General features: G+C 49.6%; 17 protein-coding genes and 1 pseudogene. 10 read left to right on the forward strand and 8 right to left on the reverse strand.

Going from position 1 to position 19,257, the window contains the following annotated elements:
• Window positions 1-45 precede the first annotated feature (45 nt).
• Complete coding sequence (locus DAQ1742_RS05440; RefSeq protein WP_180706245.1) at window positions 46-414, forward strand: PTS transporter subunit EIIB; 369 nt, start codon at window positions 46-48, stop codon at window positions 412-414.
• 186 nt (window positions 415-600) lie between these two features.
• On the opposite strand, the gene DAQ1742_RS05445 is transcribed toward DAQ1742_RS05440, so the two are convergent.
• The gene (locus DAQ1742_RS05445) at window positions 601-1,863 is read right to left on the reverse strand and encodes a maltoporin (protein WP_035343409.1); all 1,263 of its coding nucleotides are present in this window, start codon (window positions 1,861-1,863) and stop codon (window positions 601-603) included.
• A 274-nt stretch (window positions 1,864-2,137) separates the two neighbouring features.
• Here DAQ1742_RS05445 and DAQ1742_RS05450 point away from each other — a divergent pair, with 274 nt between their 5' ends.
• On the forward strand, window positions 2,138-3,211 hold the full coding sequence (locus DAQ1742_RS05450) for a LacI family DNA-binding transcriptional regulator (RefSeq protein ID WP_035343407.1): 1,074 nt from the start codon (window positions 2,138-2,140) through the stop codon (window positions 3,209-3,211).
• Window positions 3,212-3,362: 151 nt separating this feature from the next.
• Here the strand turns inward: DAQ1742_RS05450 and DAQ1742_RS05455 are convergent, their stop codons facing one another.
• The 4 genes from DAQ1742_RS05455 to cspE form a co-directional block, all read right to left on the reverse strand.
• A complete protein-coding gene (locus DAQ1742_RS05455; protein ID WP_035343406.1) occupies window positions 3,363-3,551 on the reverse strand; it encodes a YjfB family protein in 189 nt (62 codons plus the stop codon).
• A gap of 252 nt (window positions 3,552-3,803) precedes the next feature.
• Entirely contained in the window at window positions 3,804-4,925 is a 1,122-nt protein-coding gene (locus tag DAQ1742_RS05460) for a ribosomal protein uL16 3-hydroxylase (RefSeq protein ID WP_180706246.1), read from the reverse strand.
• Window positions 4,926-5,151: 226 nt separating this feature from the next.
• Window positions 5,152-5,355, reverse strand: coding sequence for a cold shock small protein YmcF (gene ymcF / locus DAQ1742_RS20460; protein WP_071604100.1), 204 nt, complete (start codon window positions 5,353-5,355; stop codon window positions 5,152-5,154).
• Window positions 5,356-5,366: 11 nt separating this feature from the next.
• On the reverse strand, window positions 5,367-5,579 hold the full coding sequence (gene cspE / locus DAQ1742_RS05465; protein WP_035343404.1) for a transcription antiterminator/RNA stability regulator CspE: 213 nt from the start codon (window positions 5,577-5,579) through the stop codon (window positions 5,367-5,369).
• A gap of 468 nt (window positions 5,580-6,047) precedes the next feature.
• Between cspE and DAQ1742_RS05470 the strand changes: the two genes are divergently transcribed.
• Window positions 6,048-6,446, forward strand: coding sequence for an H-NS family histone-like protein (locus DAQ1742_RS05470; RefSeq protein WP_035343403.1), 399 nt, complete (start codon window positions 6,048-6,050; stop codon window positions 6,444-6,446).
• 344 nt (window positions 6,447-6,790) lie between these two features.
• Complete coding sequence (locus DAQ1742_RS05475) at window positions 6,791-8,329, forward strand: diguanylate cyclase (protein ID WP_067487204.1); 1,539 nt, start codon at window positions 6,791-6,793, stop codon at window positions 8,327-8,329.
• Between the two features lie 680 nt (window positions 8,330-9,009).
• Here DAQ1742_RS05475 and DAQ1742_RS05480 read toward each other — a convergent pair.
• Entirely contained in the window at window positions 9,010-9,495 is a 486-nt protein-coding gene (locus DAQ1742_RS05480) for a MarR family winged helix-turn-helix transcriptional regulator (protein WP_035343401.1), read from the reverse strand.
• Between the two features lie 70 nt (window positions 9,496-9,565).
• On the opposite strand from DAQ1742_RS05480, the gene DAQ1742_RS05485 reads away from it, so the two are divergent.
• Complete coding sequence (locus tag DAQ1742_RS05485; protein ID WP_051124102.1) at window positions 9,566-10,531, forward strand: quinone oxidoreductase family protein; 966 nt, start codon at window positions 9,566-9,568, stop codon at window positions 10,529-10,531.
• Here DAQ1742_RS05485 and DAQ1742_RS05490 read toward each other — a convergent pair.
• Window positions 10,526-11,149: a TetR/AcrR family transcriptional regulator gene (locus DAQ1742_RS05490; RefSeq protein WP_035343399.1), complete on the reverse strand. Its 624-nt coding sequence runs from the start codon at window positions 11,147-11,149 to the stop codon at window positions 10,526-10,528. The two genes, DAQ1742_RS05485 and DAQ1742_RS05490, sit on opposite strands and share 6 nt — an antisense overlap.
• 202 nt (window positions 11,150-11,351) lie before the next feature.
• Between DAQ1742_RS05490 and DAQ1742_RS05495 the strand changes: the two genes are divergently transcribed.
• The 4 genes from DAQ1742_RS05495 to DAQ1742_RS05510 are packed head-to-tail and all read left to right on the forward strand — an operon-like array spanning window position 11,352 to window position 16,561.
• Window positions 11,352-12,422 (forward strand): efflux RND transporter periplasmic adaptor subunit, encoded by a 1,071-nt coding sequence (locus DAQ1742_RS05495; RefSeq protein ID WP_035343398.1) that lies wholly within the window; start codon window positions 11,352-11,354, stop codon window positions 12,420-12,422.
• A gap of 1 nt (window position 12,423) precedes the next feature.
• Window positions 12,424-13,257: an efflux RND transporter periplasmic adaptor subunit gene (locus DAQ1742_RS05500; protein WP_180706248.1), complete on the forward strand. Its 834-nt coding sequence runs from the start codon at window positions 12,424-12,426 to the stop codon at window positions 13,255-13,257.
• The gene (locus DAQ1742_RS05505) at window positions 13,257-13,514 is read left to right on the forward strand and encodes an efflux RND transporter periplasmic adaptor subunit (RefSeq protein ID WP_180706249.1); all 258 of its coding nucleotides are present in this window, start codon (window positions 13,257-13,259) and stop codon (window positions 13,512-13,514) included. Before DAQ1742_RS05500 ends, DAQ1742_RS05505 begins: the two co-directional genes overlap by 1 nt.
• On the forward strand, window positions 13,511-16,561 hold the full coding sequence (locus DAQ1742_RS05510; protein ID WP_067487201.1) for an efflux RND transporter permease subunit: 3,051 nt from the start codon (window positions 13,511-13,513) through the stop codon (window positions 16,559-16,561). The genes DAQ1742_RS05505 and DAQ1742_RS05510 overlap by 4 nt, the downstream gene beginning before the upstream one ends.
• 188 nt (window positions 16,562-16,749) lie before the next feature.
• Here DAQ1742_RS05510 and DAQ1742_RS05515 read toward each other — a convergent pair.
• Window positions 16,750-17,383, reverse strand: a pseudogene (locus tag DAQ1742_RS05515) (IS5 family transposase); the annotation flags it as partial.
• Between the two features lie 444 nt (window positions 17,384-17,827).
• Between DAQ1742_RS05515 and DAQ1742_RS05520 the strand changes: the two are divergent.
• Window positions 17,828-19,153: a tyrosine-type recombinase/integrase gene (locus DAQ1742_RS05520; RefSeq protein ID WP_035343394.1), complete on the forward strand. Its 1,326-nt coding sequence runs from the start codon at window positions 17,828-17,830 to the stop codon at window positions 19,151-19,153.
• Window positions 19,154-19,257 lie beyond the last annotated feature (104 nt).

Genomic DNA, 19,257 nt, shown 5'->3' on the forward strand with positions numbered 1-19,257 from the left:
TTATCAATCCCATCGCTTCATCACACCATGCCAAGGAGTATATCCATGATTAAGCTGCGTGCATTTACCCGTTATTTTAGCCAGCCTAAACCCGCCCCGGCGTTTACGGAGGCCGAGAAACAGCATATTCAGCGCCTGCTGCATGGCTTTGGCGGTCAGGCGAATATCGAACAGGTTGATGCCTGCATTACCCGCCTGCGCGTCACGGTGAAAAACCTCAAGCTGGTTGACTCACAGGGGCTACAACAGGAAGGCGCATTAGGCGTGATTATTCTCGGCCAGCAAGTCCACGCGATATTTGGTCAGCAATCCGATGCGCTACGCCAGTTATTAACGGAGCACTTCTCTCGTGAAGGGGGGAATAATAAAGCGATAAAAATAACCGTTATAATTATTTCTGAAATACACGAATAAAACAGTGATATTGGGCGGGGCGAGAATCTCTCCCCGCCAGTTTTTTATGGGTGTGTTAGAAAAAAAAGAGGATAACCATAAAGCGTTATCCTCGAATCACAGCGAATCAATAATCCATATACAAAAATAATGATGAAGATGATATTTCAGAGAGTGCGGTTATGCGTTCAGTGTATGCGCCCGTTATTACCACCAGGCTTCGACCTGCACCCCCGCATTCCAGGTATTACTGGCGGTGCCGTCTTTAAACGGTTTACCATCCTGGCTGTCATTCAGATAGGAGGTATAAAAGCGCAGTTCCGGGCGTGACATAAACGCAGGGCCGGCGGCCAATGCCACGGCCAGCGTATATTTCTGACCGCTTTGCTTAAATGAAGTGCCATTTTTAAAGTTGTCTTTCTGGGTAAAGGCCCCAACCTCACCAATACCGCGCACATAATCGGTAAACTGATATTGCATGCGTCCGACCAGCGACAATAATCGGGTGGTATCGGTCGCTTCATTAATCTGGTTGGCCGAGCCCCAGGTCAGCACATGATTGAAAGAGAGACGGTCAGTCAATGGAATAAGGCCGGTATTAATCACGCGATAGCCGGTTGCGCTGTTGACCTGATTCCACATGTCATACCAGCCACCGCCTTGCGACACCATGTTTTGCGCCAGGCCTTTATTGGCGTATTGCAGCACCACTTTGTTATAGCCACCCAGCATGTCCTGACTGATTTCGCCGGTCAGCATCACGCCGTTATCTGCGTCATACAGGCCGCCGAACTCTTTTTGTTTTTTGGTGACGTTGGGCATGGCGTAGTCAATACCAAATTCCGTCCAGGCTCCTTTCCAGGGTTTCAGCCCGGCATAGCGCACATCGGCATAGTTGATGTTGACGTTACTGTTGCCATTAATGCGGTCATCAACCGCATTGGCATCACCCCGCAGCCAGGCGACCGACAATGCGCCAGGGCCAAGGCTGTAGTTTTCCAGCCCGGCACCGGAGCCGGAAATATTCCAGTATTTGGTGTCGATAATATGCAGGTCGTGGCGCTGGTAATAGCGTTTCCCGCCCCAGATAACCGCATTACGATCGCCGGGAACCAGGCCTTTGACTTGTAAATTTAACTGACGCAGGCCGAATTGGGCATCATTACCGAGGGTGGTTTCATTGTCGTTAGATCCATCAGACACCATGCTGACCATGCTATCAACGTAGAAACTGACGTCATCTTTTTTGTACACCTCGGAACCTAACTCCACCTCGCCATAGGTATCGTTTTCGTTACCCAGCCGACCTATTTTGTTTTTCTGCCATTGCGCCATACCGCCGTCGTTTGATACGCCGACACCACCGCGCAGATAACCATGAAAATCAACAGGAATATTGGCCGCGAGCAGCGGCCCGCAGGTCAGCATAGCGGTGAGAGCGGTAGGGACTGTCAGGCGTTTGATGTTCATAATGACCTCGTGTTGCTTGTTGTTATGTATTACGTTCACATTTATTGCTCAATAAAATGCCTAAACGCAAAACTCGGCAATGCGTTCGTTTGTTTGTTGTGATTTAGTGCAAATAAATCATTTTGTTTTGTAAAAACTGGTGAGCTTCATCACGAGTTTCTTGTTTGTGAACGTAATACTTTTTGTTGGATTGGGCAGAGTGTGCGGTAGCCCATGAGTTTTTCTTGGGGCCTGCTGTTACAATTTACAGAAAACCACGACGGGAAAGCCGGCCATGAAGTCGAAAAGCGCTACGTTAGAAGATGTTGCACGCCATGCAGGCGTTTCTTATCAAACCGTATCTCGGGTATTGAATAAATCGGCTAATGTCTCTGAAGCCACGCGCCGCAAGGTTGAGCAGGCAATAGAATTGCTGCGTTATGTGCCTAACCGCCTGGCCCAGCAACTGGTGGGTAAACAGAGTATGACCATTGGGCTGGTGACGACCTCGCTGGCGTTACATGCGCCTTCACAGGTGGCCGCCGCCGTAAAAAGATATGCGAATACGGAAGGTTATCAGGTGTTGATCTCGATGATTGATGAGAACGTCAATCATGGCATTCAGGATTCCATCAATGAACTCAAGTCACAGCGGGTTGATAAGGTTATCATCAATGTGCCGCTGGAAACCGATGAAGCAGAACGTATTGCGACGGATAACGACGATATTCTGTGTCTCTTTCTGGATGTTGACCCCTATAGCTCTGTGTTTAATGTGTCGTTCAATCCGGCAGATGGCACACGAGCCAGCGTGAAGTATCTCTACGAACTGGGGCACCGTGATATTGCCTTGCTGGCAGGGCCGGCAGGCTCGGTGTCGGCGCGGCTGCGTTTGAAAAACTGGCTGGAAACGCTGGAGGGGTATGGGCTTGCCCCTGTCAGCGTGTTGCACGGCAACTGGGATGCGCAAAGCGGTTATGCCTGTGCGCTACAGATGCTGCGCGAAACGCCGCAGTTCAGTGCGGTACTGGTGGCGAACGACCAAATGGCGCTGGGCGTATTGAGCGCGTTTCATCAGAATCAGCAGACCATTCCCGGTCAGAAATCAGTGATTGGCTATGACGGCACGTATGAAAGTTCGTTTTTTCATCCGGCATTGACCACCGTATCGCTGGATCTCGACTTGCAGGGAAAAGAGGCGGTGCAGCGGCTGCTGGGAGCCAGCGATAGCGACATGCAGCGATCTTCCTCCATTCTGCCTGCCCGGCTGGTTGTGCGTAATTCCACTGGCCCGCGCAGTGACGAACAGCGTGATTTACAGCAAATTGCCGACGAGTTGCGGCAAATTGCCCATCGGCTGAGTCAATAGTGGCGGGCAAACACCCTGCACGCCAGAAGAAATAACCCCGTCAGGATAATGAGATAGCAAAAAGAAACCCGCTCGCGTTACGACCGGGTTTCTGTCGGTGACATCCACTTACTGAGACATAAGGGCAACACATTCTGTGCTGCCGCGTACATTATGCTGTGGTGTTAATGTTGCGCCCAACCGCCGGATTAGCCGGTAACGGTGGGATGGACTGGACAAGGCTGTTAACGGTATCTTTCTGGTTATCCAATGATTTTTTCAACACCTGGGTACCAATTTCACTGCTCAACTGCATGTTGCTCAAACCAGAGGAAAGGGAAGCGATTTGTGAAACATCCATCGTAGTTATCCTGTGTTAGAGGCTAAAGGCGTACCGATATGTCTGGCAGTGCAAACAAGCGACTGAGACACATGCCCATCGCAGGATGGCCATGGGTACAAAGGAATACCGGCAAATTCCGCCAGTACCCCTTTGGTATCGGTCAGATTCGTTCAATCTTTAGTCTAGCCAACCGATGAGGTTAGCGCTGTGTGAGTCATCACATCTGCTGCGCGAAACTGTTGTTATCCGCCATCAGGTTTACATGGCCGGTTATTCGTCAAAAAACCAGTAGCCCTGATTGACCAGATCGGTCAGTTGCATCATGAATTTGGGATTATGTAACGCCTCACCCAGTTCATTTTTGCTAATGAGTGTATAGCGGCACAGCGCGTCAGCGCCTTTGTCATCGGCCATTTTCATCGGCTCACTGTTGACGAAAAAACGCTCGCTTACGTTCAGCACCCGCAAACCGTTTAAACCGGATAAGCGTTTCCCCGCGAGCAGGGCCTCGGTGATTTCTGCTGACTCATAAGGAGGATTGGCGGGCGCGATATCCAATTCATGACGAGGCGTGGTGGCAAAGCGGCCAAACCATTGCGTGAAGGCTTCCGGTTGGTTGATGACATCCATCATCATGGTGCGCAGCCGTTCAAGTTCGTACTCTTCAACCCGGCCCGGATGTTCCCGGCAGGTTAAATCCGGGTCACTGTAGTGCTCGCCGCCCAGATCGTGCTCAAGCGCATAATCGGCAAAACTGCTGATTAAGTCACGTCCGTTGGGGCCACGAAAGCCAACGGAGTAGTTGAGCGCGGTTTCTATCGTCTGCCCATCGTGTGGGAATCCCGGTGGAATGTAGAGAATATCGCCTGGCGCTAGCTCTTCATCAATAATCGGTGCGAACGGGTCAACATGCAGCAATGCCGGATGAGGGCAGAACTGGCGCATCGGCAGCTTATCGCCAACACGCCAGCGACGACGGCCCATCCCTTGAATAATAAACACGTCATATTGGTCAATATGCGGGCCGACACCACCACCCGGCACCGAAAAGGAGATCATCAAATCGTCTAAACGCCAGTCCGGCAACACCCGAAATGGGCGAACCAGCTCAGCACTGGGCGCATGCCAGTGGTTGACCGCTTGTGCCAGCAATGACCAGCCGGTTTCTCCCAGATGATCAAATGATTCGAATGGCCCATTCCAGGCCTGCCACTGGTTATGGTGATAACTCACCAAGCGGCTATCGACTTCGGCTTCCATCGCCAGTCCGGCCAATTCATCCGGTGTAATCGGATCGACAAAATTAGCCAGCGCATTCTTTAATACAACGGGTTGTTTCTGCCAGTACTTTTCTAAAAATTCGGGCCAGTCGAGCTTCAGTTGATATTCCATGCTTTCACACCAGTGAGAAGATAAACAGACTTGATTATAAGAAGCTGTGCTCACGCCACCTTGTCATTGGTCAAGGTCAGGTGTTGCATCGGGGGCGTTTATTGGGTGTCAGAGAGCCGGCGAGTCGCTGGCCTGAAAATAGCGGCTGTGATGAGGTAATCACTAGATAAAAAAAAGACAAAGCACCAGGTCTTTGTCTTTAATTAAAATGCGACTTACCGAGAAATTAGCTCAGAGTAGCGCCATTGTGCACACGCATGTTCGCCATGTGGTGCCCGCTTAATAGGGCGGTGTTAACGGCCATTACCATCACGGACTTACAAAAAATACATTTTGCGCCGTGCGGATTTTGTGCCGAAACATCAAAAGGTGATGTTCTGTATTGCGAGCCCTGACAACATGGGCATTTAAAATAAGAATTCAAAATAATAACATTATCCTTTAGAGAATAACGACATTGGCAGCAGAGGGGCCTTTGGCGCTGCTTTCTACCGCAAACTCGACTTTCTGCCCTTCATTCAGCGTACGGTAATCGTTACTTTGAATAGCAGAAAAGTGGACAAAGACGTCTTTAGAACCATCCAGTGGGGAGATAAATCCGAAGCCTTTATCAGCATTAAACCATTTTACCAAACCAGTCATTTTATTAGACATGTTTACAACCTTCTCATTGATTTCTTTATCGAATATGGCCTGAGTTACAGATTAAAATCATAACGTAAAGAGGAAACTCAAAAAGAAGGGGTATCAAGGATAACTCTTAGAAGTGAGAACTGCTTTAGTAAACTGCTTTTAACGGTGTCTGTATATCAAACCGACAGGTGCATTAACGCACAGATTTTTACCTGATGCAAGCTTTATTGCCGAAACCCCTGTCTTAAAAAAGAGGTGGAATAATCACATGCGGATGAACGCCGTGGAAACGGCTTTTGGCAGCGGGCAGATGCGTTTGTGAGCGATAGACTGACTTATCGTGTGGAGAATAGTCGCAAGGAGATACGCTGGTGAATGTGAGCAGAGTGAAAATCTTATTTCATTAATTATTGATACCTGTCTAACTTTCCCGATTTATCATAATATATAAATGTAGCGTTATAACCATACTCATCAGGACAACTGACAATGACTGAAGCTCTTAAGGTATTAAATAACATTCGCACTCTTCGTGCTCAGGCTCGTGAAACCGATCTGGCGACGCTTGAAGAGATGCTGGAAAAACTGACTGCTATTGTGGAAGACCGGCGTGAAGAAGAAGCCAGCACTCAACAACAAAATGCTGAACGTCAGGCTAAAATCGAAGCACTGCGCGCTCAGCTGTTAGAAGATGGAATTGATCCGTCAGAATTGCTGGAAAGTGTTAAGTCTGCACCGGCTAAATCCAAACGCACTCCTCGTCCGGCCAAATATAAGTATGTTGATGAAAATGGCGATGAACAGACGTGGACAGGTCAGGGCCGTACACCGAAAGCTATCAAAGAAGCCCTTGATAGTGGCAAGGCGCTGGCTGATTTCGAGATCTAATCCTGTTTCCCCTTTGTGTACTTAAGCAAAGGGGATTCCCTTACCTGGTGAGGGGATACTGTGTTTTGTCTTAACATATTTAATGTGGCATTACTTAAACGCGCGCGATGGCGGTAATGCTTTTATAGGTAAGAACCTGAGTTATCATAACCCCCGAAATTTTTTCTGCTGTAATTTCATTTTCTGATACCTCCTCTAAAAATAATTCCAGGTTGCAATAATCTTTTACTTTCTACTCGTGGTCATTTTCAGGTAAAACTTTTAAACTAAAATATCTTGCCTCATGCATTACATTAAAATAATTAATGAATATTAATCTTTCCTCAATATTAAGGTCGTGATTAATGCTGGATGTTAAAACAATTTTTTTACTTATTGTTGTCATTAATTTCACTTTTGGGATAACGATATCATTAGCATCTGACTCAGAGCGAAAATCTGGGTTATATCATGTCTCTTTCGCGAATATAGCGCATGGGATTGGGTATCTCCTTTTCATTACCGCCGCGAGCTACGGTAGCCTGTTCATTTGGGCTGGTGAAACCTGTATTGCCATCAGTATTTCTATGTGGATAGCGGGGATTTATAAATTCCTAAAAATCCCAGCCCCATCAAAAACTCAACTGTTCCTGATTGCATATGTGACGCTGGTTTCGTTTTTTTATAAAGAAAGTAAAGACGCCCGCATCATTTATAACTCATCTGCTTATGTTTGCATTGAGCTAATGGCTATTTATGCGTTCTCGCGCTTCTGGCGTCAGATTAAGGGCCGGGGGAAATATCTGGTTCTTTTCGCTATTCTGGCCAATATGCTGATACTGACGTATCGGGTCTTTTTTGCGTTATTACGTTCACAAGATATAAAAGGTCTTTATTCAGGAGATATATCGCAGATGGTGCTATATGTCTCTGTTTTGATTACGGTAATTTTCTTTTCTGTTGGTTTTATTCTCATGACGAAGGAGCGGACAGATTACTTAAATATGGAGTTAATCCTGAAAGACGGGTTAACCAGTCTCTGGAACCGGCGTAAAATTGATGAAGTCGCGGCTTATGAAATGGGCCGTCTGAAGCGCTATGGCACACCGGTAGCTCTGGCGATCATCGATATTGATAATTTTAAACAGGTCAACGATGTCTACGGGCATGTCGTTGGCGATCAGATATTAACTAAAATATCAGCCGTGTGCAGGGCCCAATTACGGGATACGGATATTATAGGGCGATGGGGCGGAGAGGAACTGGTGGTCATTTTCCCCAACACTGGGCTTTCCGGGTTGCACGAGATTGCCAACCGTTTATGTCGTGCTGTGAATAATGAGGTATCTCTGCCTGACAGAACACTGAGTGTAAGTATTGGTTTATCTCTTTGTCTGAGTACCGATACATGGAGTTGCTGGTTTGATCGTGCAGACAGAGCATTATATGACGCAAAAATAACAGGAAAAAATAAGGCGTTATTTGATGTTCCGATTCAATTTGAAAAGAATGCACCTGCAATTATTTGGTCTGATAATTTATCAACGGGGTTAAATGATATTGATAGTGATCATGTTAACCTCATCAACCTTACTAATGAATGGGCCACGTATGCCCAACGGGATTACAGTAAAGCACAGTTACTGAGTTATATTGCACGGCTGCGGGAAGCGATGTTATCTCACTTTATTATTGAGGAGAAATCGATATCATCAGATAAGGCATCGCCAGCCAGAGCTGAGCATCATCAGCGGCACAAAAGCCTGATTGATCGATTAGATTATCTGGTTAATTTGTTCTCAAGAGGAAATCTGGAGCTTGATGCTATTTCACAGTTTCTTGTCTACGAGCTCTGTATCGAACACATTCTGACGGAAGACAAAAAAGCCTTTGATGAAGCATAACGCCGCTGTCGAAAAAGCATGTGCGCGAAGGGATATCGTGACAGTAGACCACGCGCACATTGACAATTAACGGCCTTTCCCCGGCGCTAAAACTATTTCAGATTTTCTTTAAAAAACCGATCCAGACGATCAAACGGGATTTTGTCTGTCTTATCGTACAAATCGACATGATCTTCGCCTTGTTTGCAAGATCGTGGCATAGCATCATTTCACGATTGTCTGACATAAAACGCTGCCCTTACGCTAATCAGCCTGAAATCAGCCCTATGGTATCTTGCCAATAATATCCCGCCAATTCCTTTTATAGGGGACTCATACAATCAGGCAAGAATTCCAGCGTATTGTGTTATCTGAAAAATAATCAGGTAGCAGATGATAAACGTATTGTTCTTATATGCTGATAATGGCTTTCTAATAACAGGTAACAAAAAATGATGTGTTTTTAGAAAAGTACACCTCGGGTAAGTAATATATTCTTATATATCTGCGATGACAGAGCGCTGGACCGGAGAAATCAAAGCCGGTAGCTGTATGGATATATTGACGCGTACTGCCTTATCCCAGGATTAAGGGGGAGGGCTGGCGATTCGTGCATCTTTCATTATCGGGGCCGCGAAGCTGAAAAACTGGCAGAAGGCAGTATGACGCTCTTGTGCCAGTGAAGTATTGTGGCGCAATGCTTAATCGCTTTTTTTGTCACTTTCCGATATGGCAAAATCCATCACAAATTTCCGCAGTAATCTTGTCAGTTCCGTGCGTTCATGATCCTGCCATTCTTCAAAAACATGTCGGTATATCCGCGCGCGCGTGGCGTCGATTTTATCGGTCATCGCTTTGCCCGCTTCAGTAATGATGGCTTCATTTACCCGCTTATCCTTGATGTTCTTCTGGCGTTGCGCCAGCCCCGTCTCCTCCAGCTTAGCGACCTGACGGCTCACCGTGGTGTAATCACGGCCAACACGGTCGGCGAGTTCGACTACGCCGATGGGGCCAAAACGGCTTATCTGCACCAGTAGCGGAAACAGCGCGCGATCAAGCTGAATGCCGGATTCTTTTATCATCAGTTCATCGCGTTGAGGGCGGTTAAACACACCGACGATAGTCAGCAGCGCATCATGCAAGTCATCGAAGGTTTCACAGTTATGTGTATTTTGCACATTTTTCATTGACATTATCCCAGGGTAAACATAATGTGTGCATAATACACGCATTATCTTATTAACTGAAGGTGATAACATGAAAGCCGCCATTGTTACTGAAAAAGGGAAACCGCCGGTGTACGGTGATTTCCCGGAACCCCAAGCCGATGACAAGCATGTAGTGGTCTCGGTGAAAGCATCCGCGGTGAGCCAATTGGCCAAATCACGCGCGGCAGGCACCCATTACAGCGCATCGCTACAGTATCCTTTTATCGCCGGGATTGACGGCACGGGATACCTCAGTAACGGCGATCCGGTCTACTTTTTGGCATTTACTTCGCCCTGGGGAAGCATGGCGCAGAGAACGCAGGTGCCAGTCGGGGGTATCGTGCCGCTACCTGCCTCGCTGGATCTGGTGCAGGCCGCCGCGCTGGCCAATCCCGGTATGTCTTCCTGGGTGGCATTAACGCGCCGGGCAAAACTGCATAAAGGAGAAACGGTACTGATAAACGGTGCAACCGGTACATCCGGCGGACTGGCCGTGCGTATTGCTCGCCACCTTGGTGCCGGAAAAGTGATTGTTACCGGCCGCAACCAACAGGTTCTGGAGAAACTGCGTGCGGAAGGTGCCGATGTGGCGATTACGCTGGATACATTGCCGACCACACTGCCAGCATTGATGGCTGAGGGCATCGATGTGGTACTGGACTATCTTTGGGGCCAGAGCGCACTTGATATTATGGTCGCCGCCACTGCTGGCGGTGAGAAAGTGGTGCGCTTTGTCCAAATCGGTTCGCTGAGCGGTCAGGATATTGCGCTACACAGTAAATTATTGCGTTCTTCAGGGCTGACGCTGATGGGCAGCGGGCTTGGCAGCGTATCGAATTCAGAACTGGTTGCTTCTGTCAGCGAACTGCTGGACGCCGCCGCACGGAGCGATTTCTCCATTCCATTCCAGCGACGTCCGTTAAGCGAAGTGAATCACGCCTGGGTTGAGGATGAACGCTGCCGCACGGTGTTTACCTTCGATACTAAGAGGCCGGCGTTGGCAGGCGGACTATGATTGGTGGGCCCGCAAGCCATTCAGTGTCAGATCCAGATGGGCTTCTACTAACGTTTGTTTATTGATACGTCGGCGGCCGGGGACATTAATATGCAATATCATCAGATGCAAAATCGAGCCCATTATCACCTCGGGGGTGCTTGTTGCCGGCCCGGCACGAAACTCCCCGGCTGCAACGCCATCAGCCAGTAGTTTACCTATTGCTCCGGCGAGCGGCCCGACAAACTCGTGGTAATAGCGGTCAACGATCTCCGGAAAACGGGAGCCTTCAGTCAGTGACAATCGTAGCAATTGTTGGATTTTTTTATCTTTGGAGATCTTTTCGAAGGCAAACAAAAGCAACGCTCGCAGACGCTCAGAGCAACTGCCTTTAAAGGATTCTGCGGTGGTCAGAACGTCCCGGTAAGGCTGAGAGTGGTGATGAGTCATCGCCTCGAATAAGGCTTCTTTCGTCGGAAAGTAGAGGTAAATGGTCCCCTTACTGATACCGATACGTTTGGCAATGTCATCAAGCCGGGCTGCGGCATAACCTTTGAGGCTGAACTCTTCAAAAGCGGCTTCCAGAATTTTCTGAGGGCGCTGCGCTTTTTGTTCAGCCCGCGTCATCTTGTTTAACATTCCACCGTACTCCTTAGGGGGCGGGGCGACGTTCGATCATGTTCTGCTACGATCATGACACACTTCAATACCACTGAAAATCAATACGAAAAAGTGAAGCCATTTTTAACGGGCATCAAACGTGTTGCGCATTTAATTGACTGACAAGTCAGTCAATTTTACACGTAACGTCTATTTATACGGTTTTAACGATGAGGATCCCATGCCACGGTTTTCGATGATCGCGTACGGGTTAGCCTGGATAGCCCTGACAGGGTGTGACGAGCAAAAACAGGCGCTGACGCCACCTCCGCAGCCGGTAAAAGCACGACAGGTGCAAAAGGTCCGGTATCAAAATGAGGCGCAAATCTCGGGGGAGGTGACGGCGCGCTTTCAGGCCGATCTGGCATTCCGCACCGAAGGGCGAGTTATTGCACGTCTGGTTGATGTCGGAAGCCGGGTTCAGAAAGGACAGGTCCTTGCCCGCCTTGATGATATCGAAAAAAAAGCAGACGTGGATGTTGCCCTGGCAACGTTGCATTCGGCACGCGCAACGCTCCAGCTAAAACAACGTATTTTTAGTCGCGACCAAAAGTTGCTGACAATCCACGCTATCCCACAGGCCGAGTGGGATCAGGCGCGTGAGGATTTAAGCAGTGCGCAGGCTGGGGTGGTCAGCGCGCAGTCTTCACTTGATACGGCGAAGGATGCACTGACGTATACCGAACTCAAGTCCGATGCTGATGGTGTGATTGTTTCGCGGCAACTGGAAGTTGGACAGGTGGTCGCTTCAGCACAAACCGTGCTCACTCTGGCGCATGATGGCCCCCGTGATGCGGTATTTGATGTACCGGAAGCGATTTTACTCAATGAACATGCTGGCGATGCCCTCCTGGTGAGATTGATTTCGGCAGAAGAAGGGGAGGCTGTCACCGCGCAAGTACGCGAAATGGCCCCCGTGCTGGATGAAGCCAGTGGCACCGTGCACGTTAAAACCGCATTACCCGTCTCTGCGCAATGGCCGCTCGGCGCACCCGTTGTCGGCAATATCGTGGTCAGCGAGCAACCGGGCATTTTACTGCCACCCGGTGCGCTGACATCACATCAGGGCAAACCCGCGGTGTGGGTGATAGCGGAAGGGAAAGATACGGTTTCCCTGCATGAGATCTCGGTTGCACGCTATCGTTCGCAAGACGTTATCGTGACCGCCGGTCTTACATCCGGTGCGTGGGTGGTGACTGAGGGCAGCAAATTTCTGGTAGCAGGACAGCATGTTTCCAGGGAGCAACCGTGACATGAACCGACAACAATGGTTTTTAATGGGCCCGATGGCGATGGTGCTGGCATCAATCGCGGGGTGTGATGATAAAGCCGCCGTCAATCCCTCGCCGCGTTACGTGTTATCTGCCACAGCGCTTAAGGAATCCTCCGGCGGGATGAGCCTGGCCGGGACGGTGCAGCCGCGTGTCACCTCCGCGCTTTCCTTTCAAACGCCGGGCCGTGTCGTGTCCCGGCATGTTGAGGTGGGCGATGAGGTGAAAGCCGGGCAGGTACTCGCCCGGCTCGATCCTCTGGCGTTGGCGTTCGCTGTACAAAGTGCGCGGGCTAGCGTGCAAGATGCCCAGGCAAAACTGCAAAACGCCGTTATCACGGCGAAGCGTCAACGGAGTCTTGCAGCGGTCAATGTCACCAGCGTTGAGAACCTTGAGGCGGCCGAACAAAGCCTTACCGCCGCTCAGGCGGCAGTCGATGTGGCACAGGCCAGACTACGCAAAGCCAGTGAGCAGTTAAGTTATGCCGAACTGAAAGCGCGCGTGGATGGTGTCATCACCGCAGTGTCGGTTGAGACCGGGCAGACGGTGGCTGCTGGTCAGACGGTATTGCAGATAGCTTATCTGGGTGAGCGCGATGCCGTGGTTGACCTGCCGGAATCTCAGCTAAAAGACGTGACTCTGGGCCATCGGTTTGAGGTCGCGCTGCAGATGGATCCCGCCGTGAAATGGACTGGAGAACTGAGAGAGATTGCCCCGGCGGCAGATGCGGCGACGCGCATGCGCCGGGTGAAAATTGCCATTAATGATGCGCCCGAGGCGTTTCGTTTAGGCACCGTGGTGACCGTTTCCCCCTGATGGCACGAAAGACTGACACACCGTTGGTTGTCCCCGCTACCGCCATCCTTGAACGACAGCAGGCGCATTTCGTCTGGGTGATTAACCCATCCAGCCTGACCGTCAGCCTGAGAGAAATCCAGTTAATGCCTGCATCACAGGGGGATTCGGTACGTGTATTGGGTGGATTGCAGGAAGGTGAGCAGATCGTTATTGCCGGTGTGAACAGCTTGCAACCGGGGCAAAAAATCCGCATTGAGAGGACGTCTACGCTGTGAACAAATTTAACCTTTCGGACTGGGCGCTGGAGCACCGATCTCTGGTGTGGTATTTCATCATTATTTCTGCGGTGATCGGTTTCTTTTCCTATCAGGAACTGGGAAGAGAAGAAGATCCCGCATTTACCATCAAAACGATGGTCATACAGGCGCAGTGGCCCGGAGCCACTGCGGAAGAAATGACAAATCAGGTGACTGACCGTATTGAAAAAAAACTACAGGAAATCGATACATTAAGTCACACCCGCAGCCAGACAACGGCTGGAAAAACGGTTATTTTCGTCGATTTGAAGGAAGATACGCCGTCAAAGGATGTTCGTGCCATCTGGCAACGGGTTCGCAATATGATGGCGGATATCCAGGGCAATTTTCCAGTTGGTATACAGGGCCCTTTTTTAAACGATCGCTTCGATGATGTGTTCGGTAATATTTATGCCTTCACCAGCGATGGCATCAGCCAACGCCAGTTGCGTGATTATGTCAACGATGCGCAAAAGAAAGTCCTGACCATCCCCAACGTCGGACGCGTTGAGATCCTTGGCGCGCAGGATGAAGTGATTTACCTTGAGTTCAATCCCCGCAAAAGTGCCGAACTGGGTGTAAGCCGCAGTGACGTTATCGCGGCATTGCAGGCTCAGAATGCCGTGACTGCGTCCGGCGTTATTGAAGCGGGATCGGACCGTATTGCATTACGGGTGGATGGCGGCTTCGCCTCCGAGCAAAGCCTGCGACACATCAACTTACGTATTAATAATCGCTTCTTCCCGCTTACCGACGTGGTCAACATTACCCGTGGTTATGTTGATCCACCGACTTCGCTATTTCGTTACGACGGCAAACCCGCCATCGCGCTGGCGGTAGGCATCAAGTCAGGCAGCAACTTGCTAGTGTTCGGCCATGCGCTGGATCGGATTATCGACCATATTATGCACGACCTGCCGGCCGGGGTGTCGGTGTCCAAAGTGTCCGACCAACCCGCGATTGTGGATGACGCCGTGTCCGGCTTTACCCGTGCCTTATTTGAAGCGGTGGTCATTGTGCTGGCGATCAGTTTTATCAGCCTCGGCGTCAGGGCTGGCCTGGTGGTGGCCATTTCCATTCCGCTGGTGCTGGCCATCACTTTCCTGGTGATGTATTACTCCGGCATTTCATTACAACGCATATCCCTGGGTGCACTGATTATCGCGTTAGGACTGTTGGTCGATGATGCGATGATTGCGACAGAAATGATGGTGGCCCGTCTGGAAATGGGGGATAGCCTCAGAAAAGCGGCAACGCATGTCTACACCTCCACCGCTTTTCCGATGTTAACCGGAACGCTGGTCACGGTAGCCAGTTTCATTCCCGTCGGTTTTAATGCCAGTAATGCCGGCGAATTTCTGTTCACGTTGTTTGTGGTGATCGCTGTTTCACTGATCGTGTCCTGGGTTGTCGCGGTACTGATCGCCCCGCTGTTGGGCGTAGCACTGCTGCCGAAGACGATAACAAAGAAAGCCGAGCACAAGAGCCGCACCGACCACACGTTTTCCCGCATGCTGCAATATTGTCTGCGCCATCGGTGGTTAACCATTGGCAGTACCTGTGCGGCCTTTATCGTTTCCGTTCTGTGTATGTCGCTGGTGCAACATCAGTTTTTCCCCAGTTCTGACCGGCCGGAGCTGATCGTGGACTGGAACCTGCCGCAAAACAGTTCTATTGAGGAAACCAGCCGGCAAATGGCGCAATTCGAGCGGGAGAAATTGCAAAATAATCCCGATGTCGATCACTGGTCGAGTTATATCGGCACTGGCGCACCGCGCTTTATTTTATCCTTCGATGTTCAGCCCTCTTCGGTGTCGCTCGGCCAGATGGTGATTGTGGCGAAAGACATCAAAACCCGGGACCGTTTGCAAAAAGAGTATCGCGCCTACCTGGCTCACACATTCCCCGGCACGGATGCCTACGTCAAGCTGCTGGACGTAGGCCCGCCAGTGGGTAAGCCGGTGCAGTACCGGGTCGCCGGGCCGGACATCCAGACAGTACGCACCGAGGCGCATAAACTGGCCGCTGTTATCGGACAAAACCCCTCATTGACCAATCTGGCATTCGACTGGAATGAACCTGCCCGGGTGGTCAAGGTGAACGTATTGCAAGATAAGGCCCGTCAGATGGGGGTTTCCTCGCAGGCTATTGCCCAGGCGCTGAATGGTCTGACCGGTGGCGAGGTGGTCACGCAGGTTCGCGACGATATCTATCTGATCAACGTATTGTGGCGAGGTCAGGCAAAAGATCGCGGTTCGGTGGACGCGTTGCTGGATTTGCAGCTCGATGGAAACAATGGTCGGCAAGTCCCGCTATCCTCCGTCGCGACGTTCAGTTATCAGCTTGAGCAACCGACTATCTGGCGGCGCGATCGGGCTGCCACCATCACGCTGAAAGCGGGCGTCAGCGGAGATATTCAACCTGCAACCATTGTGCAGGCTCTTGAGCCAAACGTGGAGGTGTTACGACAGAGCCTTCCTCAGGGCTATACGATAGAAACAGGCGGAGCGGTTGAAGAGAGTGCGAAAGCACAGGCACCGATAGTGAAGGTGGTCCCCGTCATGCTTTTTGTCATGGCTACCATGTTGATGATTCAGTTACAAAGTTTTCATCGTCTGTTGTTGGTGTTTTCTGTGGCTCCGTTGGCCTTGATAGGCGTGGTGGCGGCATTGCTGCTGAGTAATTCCCCTCTGGGCTTTGTCGCCATTTTGGGTGTGTTGGCGCTGGTGGGCATTTTAATCCGCAACTCGGTGATTCTGGTCGTGCATATCGACACCTTACGTGCCGAAGGAATATCGCCCTGGCAGGCAGTGGTACAGGCCACCGAACATCGTATGCGGCCGATCATGTTAACCGCTGCCGCCGCCACGCTTGCTCTCATTCCCATCGCGCGCGAGATTTTCTGGGGGCCAATGGCTTATGCCATGATGGGCGGTATTATCGTCGGCACCGTCCTGACGCTATTATTCCTGCCTGTGTTGTATGTCACCTGGTTCAACATCCCGCACGAAGAGCAGACGAAATAAGATATTTGACGGATTATCGCGGGTCTGTTGGGCTGGCTGGCACATCAGTTGTCGTTCTTCATCAGCGACTGCTGCTATGATCGGCATCGCTCGGTCCGGTGGGTGATTTGGGATATTTGGCGATTGAAAAGACTCGCTCAATTCGGACTGAGTTCCCTTTAAGGGATTTAGGCTGTGTCCCTTAACCTAACAACTGCTTTTATTCTTTTTATTTTCAAATAAATGCGAAGACTGTTGCTTGAGTAACCCTTATCCGCCAGTACCGCTTTCGGACGTGATTTCAGATGCCCGCTTTTTCGGATAATCCCGACCCGGTTAAGCCGGGTTTCCGCGTATCGGCTTTCGTGGGCTTGTCCGCCGCTCAGGCAAAAACTTAAGGGTAACCCTGTGCCATCTGTCGCCAGATGGATTTTGGTGCCAAAGCCGCCGCGAGAGCGACCCAGCCCATGGTCCTCGTGTTCATCGGGATGTTTTTTTCGCACCGGCCGCCGCCTTCAGGGCGCGAACATTACTGCCATCCAGCGCGATAACATCCCAGTCAATCAATGCGCATTCATCCAGAATCTGGAGTAATTTATTGAAAACACTGTTCATTACTCCGGCTTTAGACCACCGGTTAAAACGGTTGTAAAGGGTTTTCCAGTGACCATAGCGCTCAGGTAAATCCCGCCACGGCGCGCCAGAGCAAAGCCCCCCAAATACGCCATTCATGACATGTCTGTGCGCAACGTAAGGACGCCCGCCTCTGGAAGAGCCTCTTTCAGGTGGCAGCATGGGAGACATCAGCGCCCATGCTTCATCGGGGAAATCGTAACGAGCCAAATTGAAGCACTTTTTGTGGTGAACTCATGTCCCTGATTGTACAAAAAATAGTTACGGGACACAGCCTGGCTTTAATCGATAAGATTGACGCTCTATCTGAGCGCATATCAGCACTTGAGAAGTGCAAATCATCGTAAATCGCAACGACACCCGCTAGAGCACCTGTATCAATTTCGTATTTAGAGGCTATCTATATAACTAATTGATTTTTATGGTACGCCCTACAGGATTCGAACCTGTGACCTACGGCTTAGAAGTGCGTAGGTCTTCTTTTTTTACCCCCTGAAAACCAATTAAAAAAATCACTTTTTACTTATAAAACATTACAGTATAGGATTCCTCATGTTGATGCAAATTGATGGGAATGGATCTCTATGGACTGAGTTTACTTACATACGCCGTTACATTAGATTCTAATGTCAGAAACCCGTTAAGGAGCGCCCAATGGCTATTTCAAGACAAAAACTCACCTTAGAACGCCTCCGTAAATTTGAACTCACTGAAGGTAAATCCCAAGTCTTTCTTTGGGATACGGAAGTGCCAGCACTGGCTTGCCGCGCAACTAAAGGAACGAAAGCATATATTTTCCAAAGTGTATTTCTGGGCAAAACGCTGCGCATGACCATCGGCAATATCAATGACTGGAAGATTGATGATGCCCGAAGCGAAGCCAGACGATTGCAAACCTTGGTAGATACTGGAACAGACCCCAGAATTGCAAAAGCCGAGAAAATCGCTGCGCTGCAATCTCAGCAAGCTGAATATCACAGGGGAAAAGTGATCTTTTCTGTTGCTTGGGAGGAATATCTTGAAGAGTTAAAAACGGGCATAAGTGCAAAGACCAAACGCCCCTATTCTCAGCGATACCTTGCCGATCACATAAGGCTTTCAGATCGAGGCGGCAATGCCAAAAAAGTAGGTAACGGTCAAACGATGGCTGCACCGCTGGCATACTTTCTTGATTTGCCACTCAGCGAAATAACACCAATGCTTGTAACTGATTGGTTAACCCGAGAAAGACAAACTCGCCCTACTGTTACCGCTAACGCCTATCGGATACTGCGAACATTCCTTAAGTGGGTTGAAGACCATAAACAGTTTCACGGCGTAATACCGACAGACTTAACACAAGATAGAAACGTCAGAAAAATGGTCCCCGTATCAGCCAGTAAAGCTGATGACTGTTTGCAAAAAGAGCAGCTTGAAAACTGGTTTACCGAAGTAAAACGGTTAAGCAATCCAATGATATCAACCTACCTTCAGGTGCTCTTGCTGACGGGAGCACGCCGAGAGGAAATTGCTTCACTGTGCTGGGAGGATATTGATTTCAAATGGTCCAGTATGCGCATCAAGGATAAGGTTGAAGGCGAACGTACTATTCCGCTGACGCCATATGTATCAGCCCTATTGTCAAAACTGGCCAATACAAGAAAAGCGAAGTCTGATAACAGCCAATGGGTTTTTAATAGTAACAGTAAAAGCGGAAAAATAGTTGAACCCAGAAAGGCTCATAACCAAGCTTTGCTGCGAGCAAAACTTCCTCATATAAGCTTACACGGCCTACGCCGAAGCTTCGGTACGCTTTCAGAATGGGTCGAAGTACCGACAGGCGTTGTTGCGCAGATTATGGGCCATAAACCTAGTGCCCTTGCTGAGAAACACTATCGCCGCCGCCCATTAGATTTGTTACGTAAGTGGCATGAAAAAATCGAGATTTGGATACTGGAACAAGCAAAAATCAGCAAAGAAAAAAACGTTGATATGCGTTGATTTTCTTTTTTATCAATAGGTTAATGATGATTTTTGTATGTTGACAAACCTATAAACTTAGATAAAAATCGACTCATAATCTTAACCATAAAGGAGATGTATCA

Origin of the sequence: Dickeya aquatica (assembly GCF_900095885.1) — a bacterium.
GTDB classification, from domain to species: domain Bacteria; phylum Pseudomonadota; class Gammaproteobacteria; order Enterobacterales; family Enterobacteriaceae; genus Dickeya; species Dickeya aquatica.

Coding starts and splice junctions, on each gene's coding strand:
- DAQ1742_RS05440 (WP_180706245.1), top strand. CDS start 46: ATGATTAAGCTGCGTGCATTTACCCGTTATTTTAGCCAGCCTAAACCC.
- DAQ1742_RS05490 (WP_035343399.1), bottom strand. CDS start 11,149: ATGTTAAACAAGATGACGCGGGCTGAACAAAAAGCGCAGCGCCCTCAG.
- DAQ1742_RS05470 (WP_035343403.1), top strand. CDS start 6,048: ATGACTGAAGCTCTTAAGGTATTAAATAACATTCGCACTCTTCGTGCT.
- DAQ1742_RS05500 (WP_180706248.1), top strand. CDS start 12,424: ATGAACCGACAACAATGGTTTTTAATGGGCCCGATGGCGATGGTGCTG.
- DAQ1742_RS05495 (WP_035343398.1), top strand. CDS start 11,352: ATGCCACGGTTTTCGATGATCGCGTACGGGTTAGCCTGGATAGCCCTG.
- DAQ1742_RS05520 (WP_035343394.1), top strand. CDS start 17,828: ATGGCTATTTCAAGACAAAAACTCACCTTAGAACGCCTCCGTAAATTT.
- DAQ1742_RS05505 (WP_180706249.1), top strand. CDS start 13,257: ATGGCACGAAAGACTGACACACCGTTGGTTGTCCCCGCTACCGCCATC.
- DAQ1742_RS05460 (WP_180706246.1), bottom strand. CDS start 4,925: ATGGAATATCAACTGAAGCTCGACTGGCCCGAATTTTTAGAAAAGTAC.
- cspE (WP_035343404.1), bottom strand. CDS start 5,579: ATGTCTAATAAAATGACTGGTTTGGTAAAATGGTTTAATGCTGATAAA.
- DAQ1742_RS05480 (WP_035343401.1), bottom strand. CDS start 9,495: ATGAAAAATGTGCAAAATACACATAACTGTGAAACCTTCGATGACTTG.
- DAQ1742_RS05455 (WP_035343406.1), bottom strand. CDS start 3,551: ATGGATGTTTCACAAATCGCTTCCCTTTCCTCTGGTTTGAGCAACATG.
- DAQ1742_RS05485 (WP_051124102.1), top strand. CDS start 9,566: ATGAAAGCCGCCATTGTTACTGAAAAAGGGAAACCGCCGGTGTACGGT.
- DAQ1742_RS05445 (WP_035343409.1), bottom strand. CDS start 1,863: ATGAACATCAAACGCCTGACAGTCCCTACCGCTCTCACCGCTATGCTG.
- DAQ1742_RS05475 (WP_067487204.1), top strand. CDS start 6,791: ATGCTGGATGTTAAAACAATTTTTTTACTTATTGTTGTCATTAATTTC.
- DAQ1742_RS05450 (WP_035343407.1), top strand. CDS start 2,138: ATGAAGTCGAAAAGCGCTACGTTAGAAGATGTTGCACGCCATGCAGGC.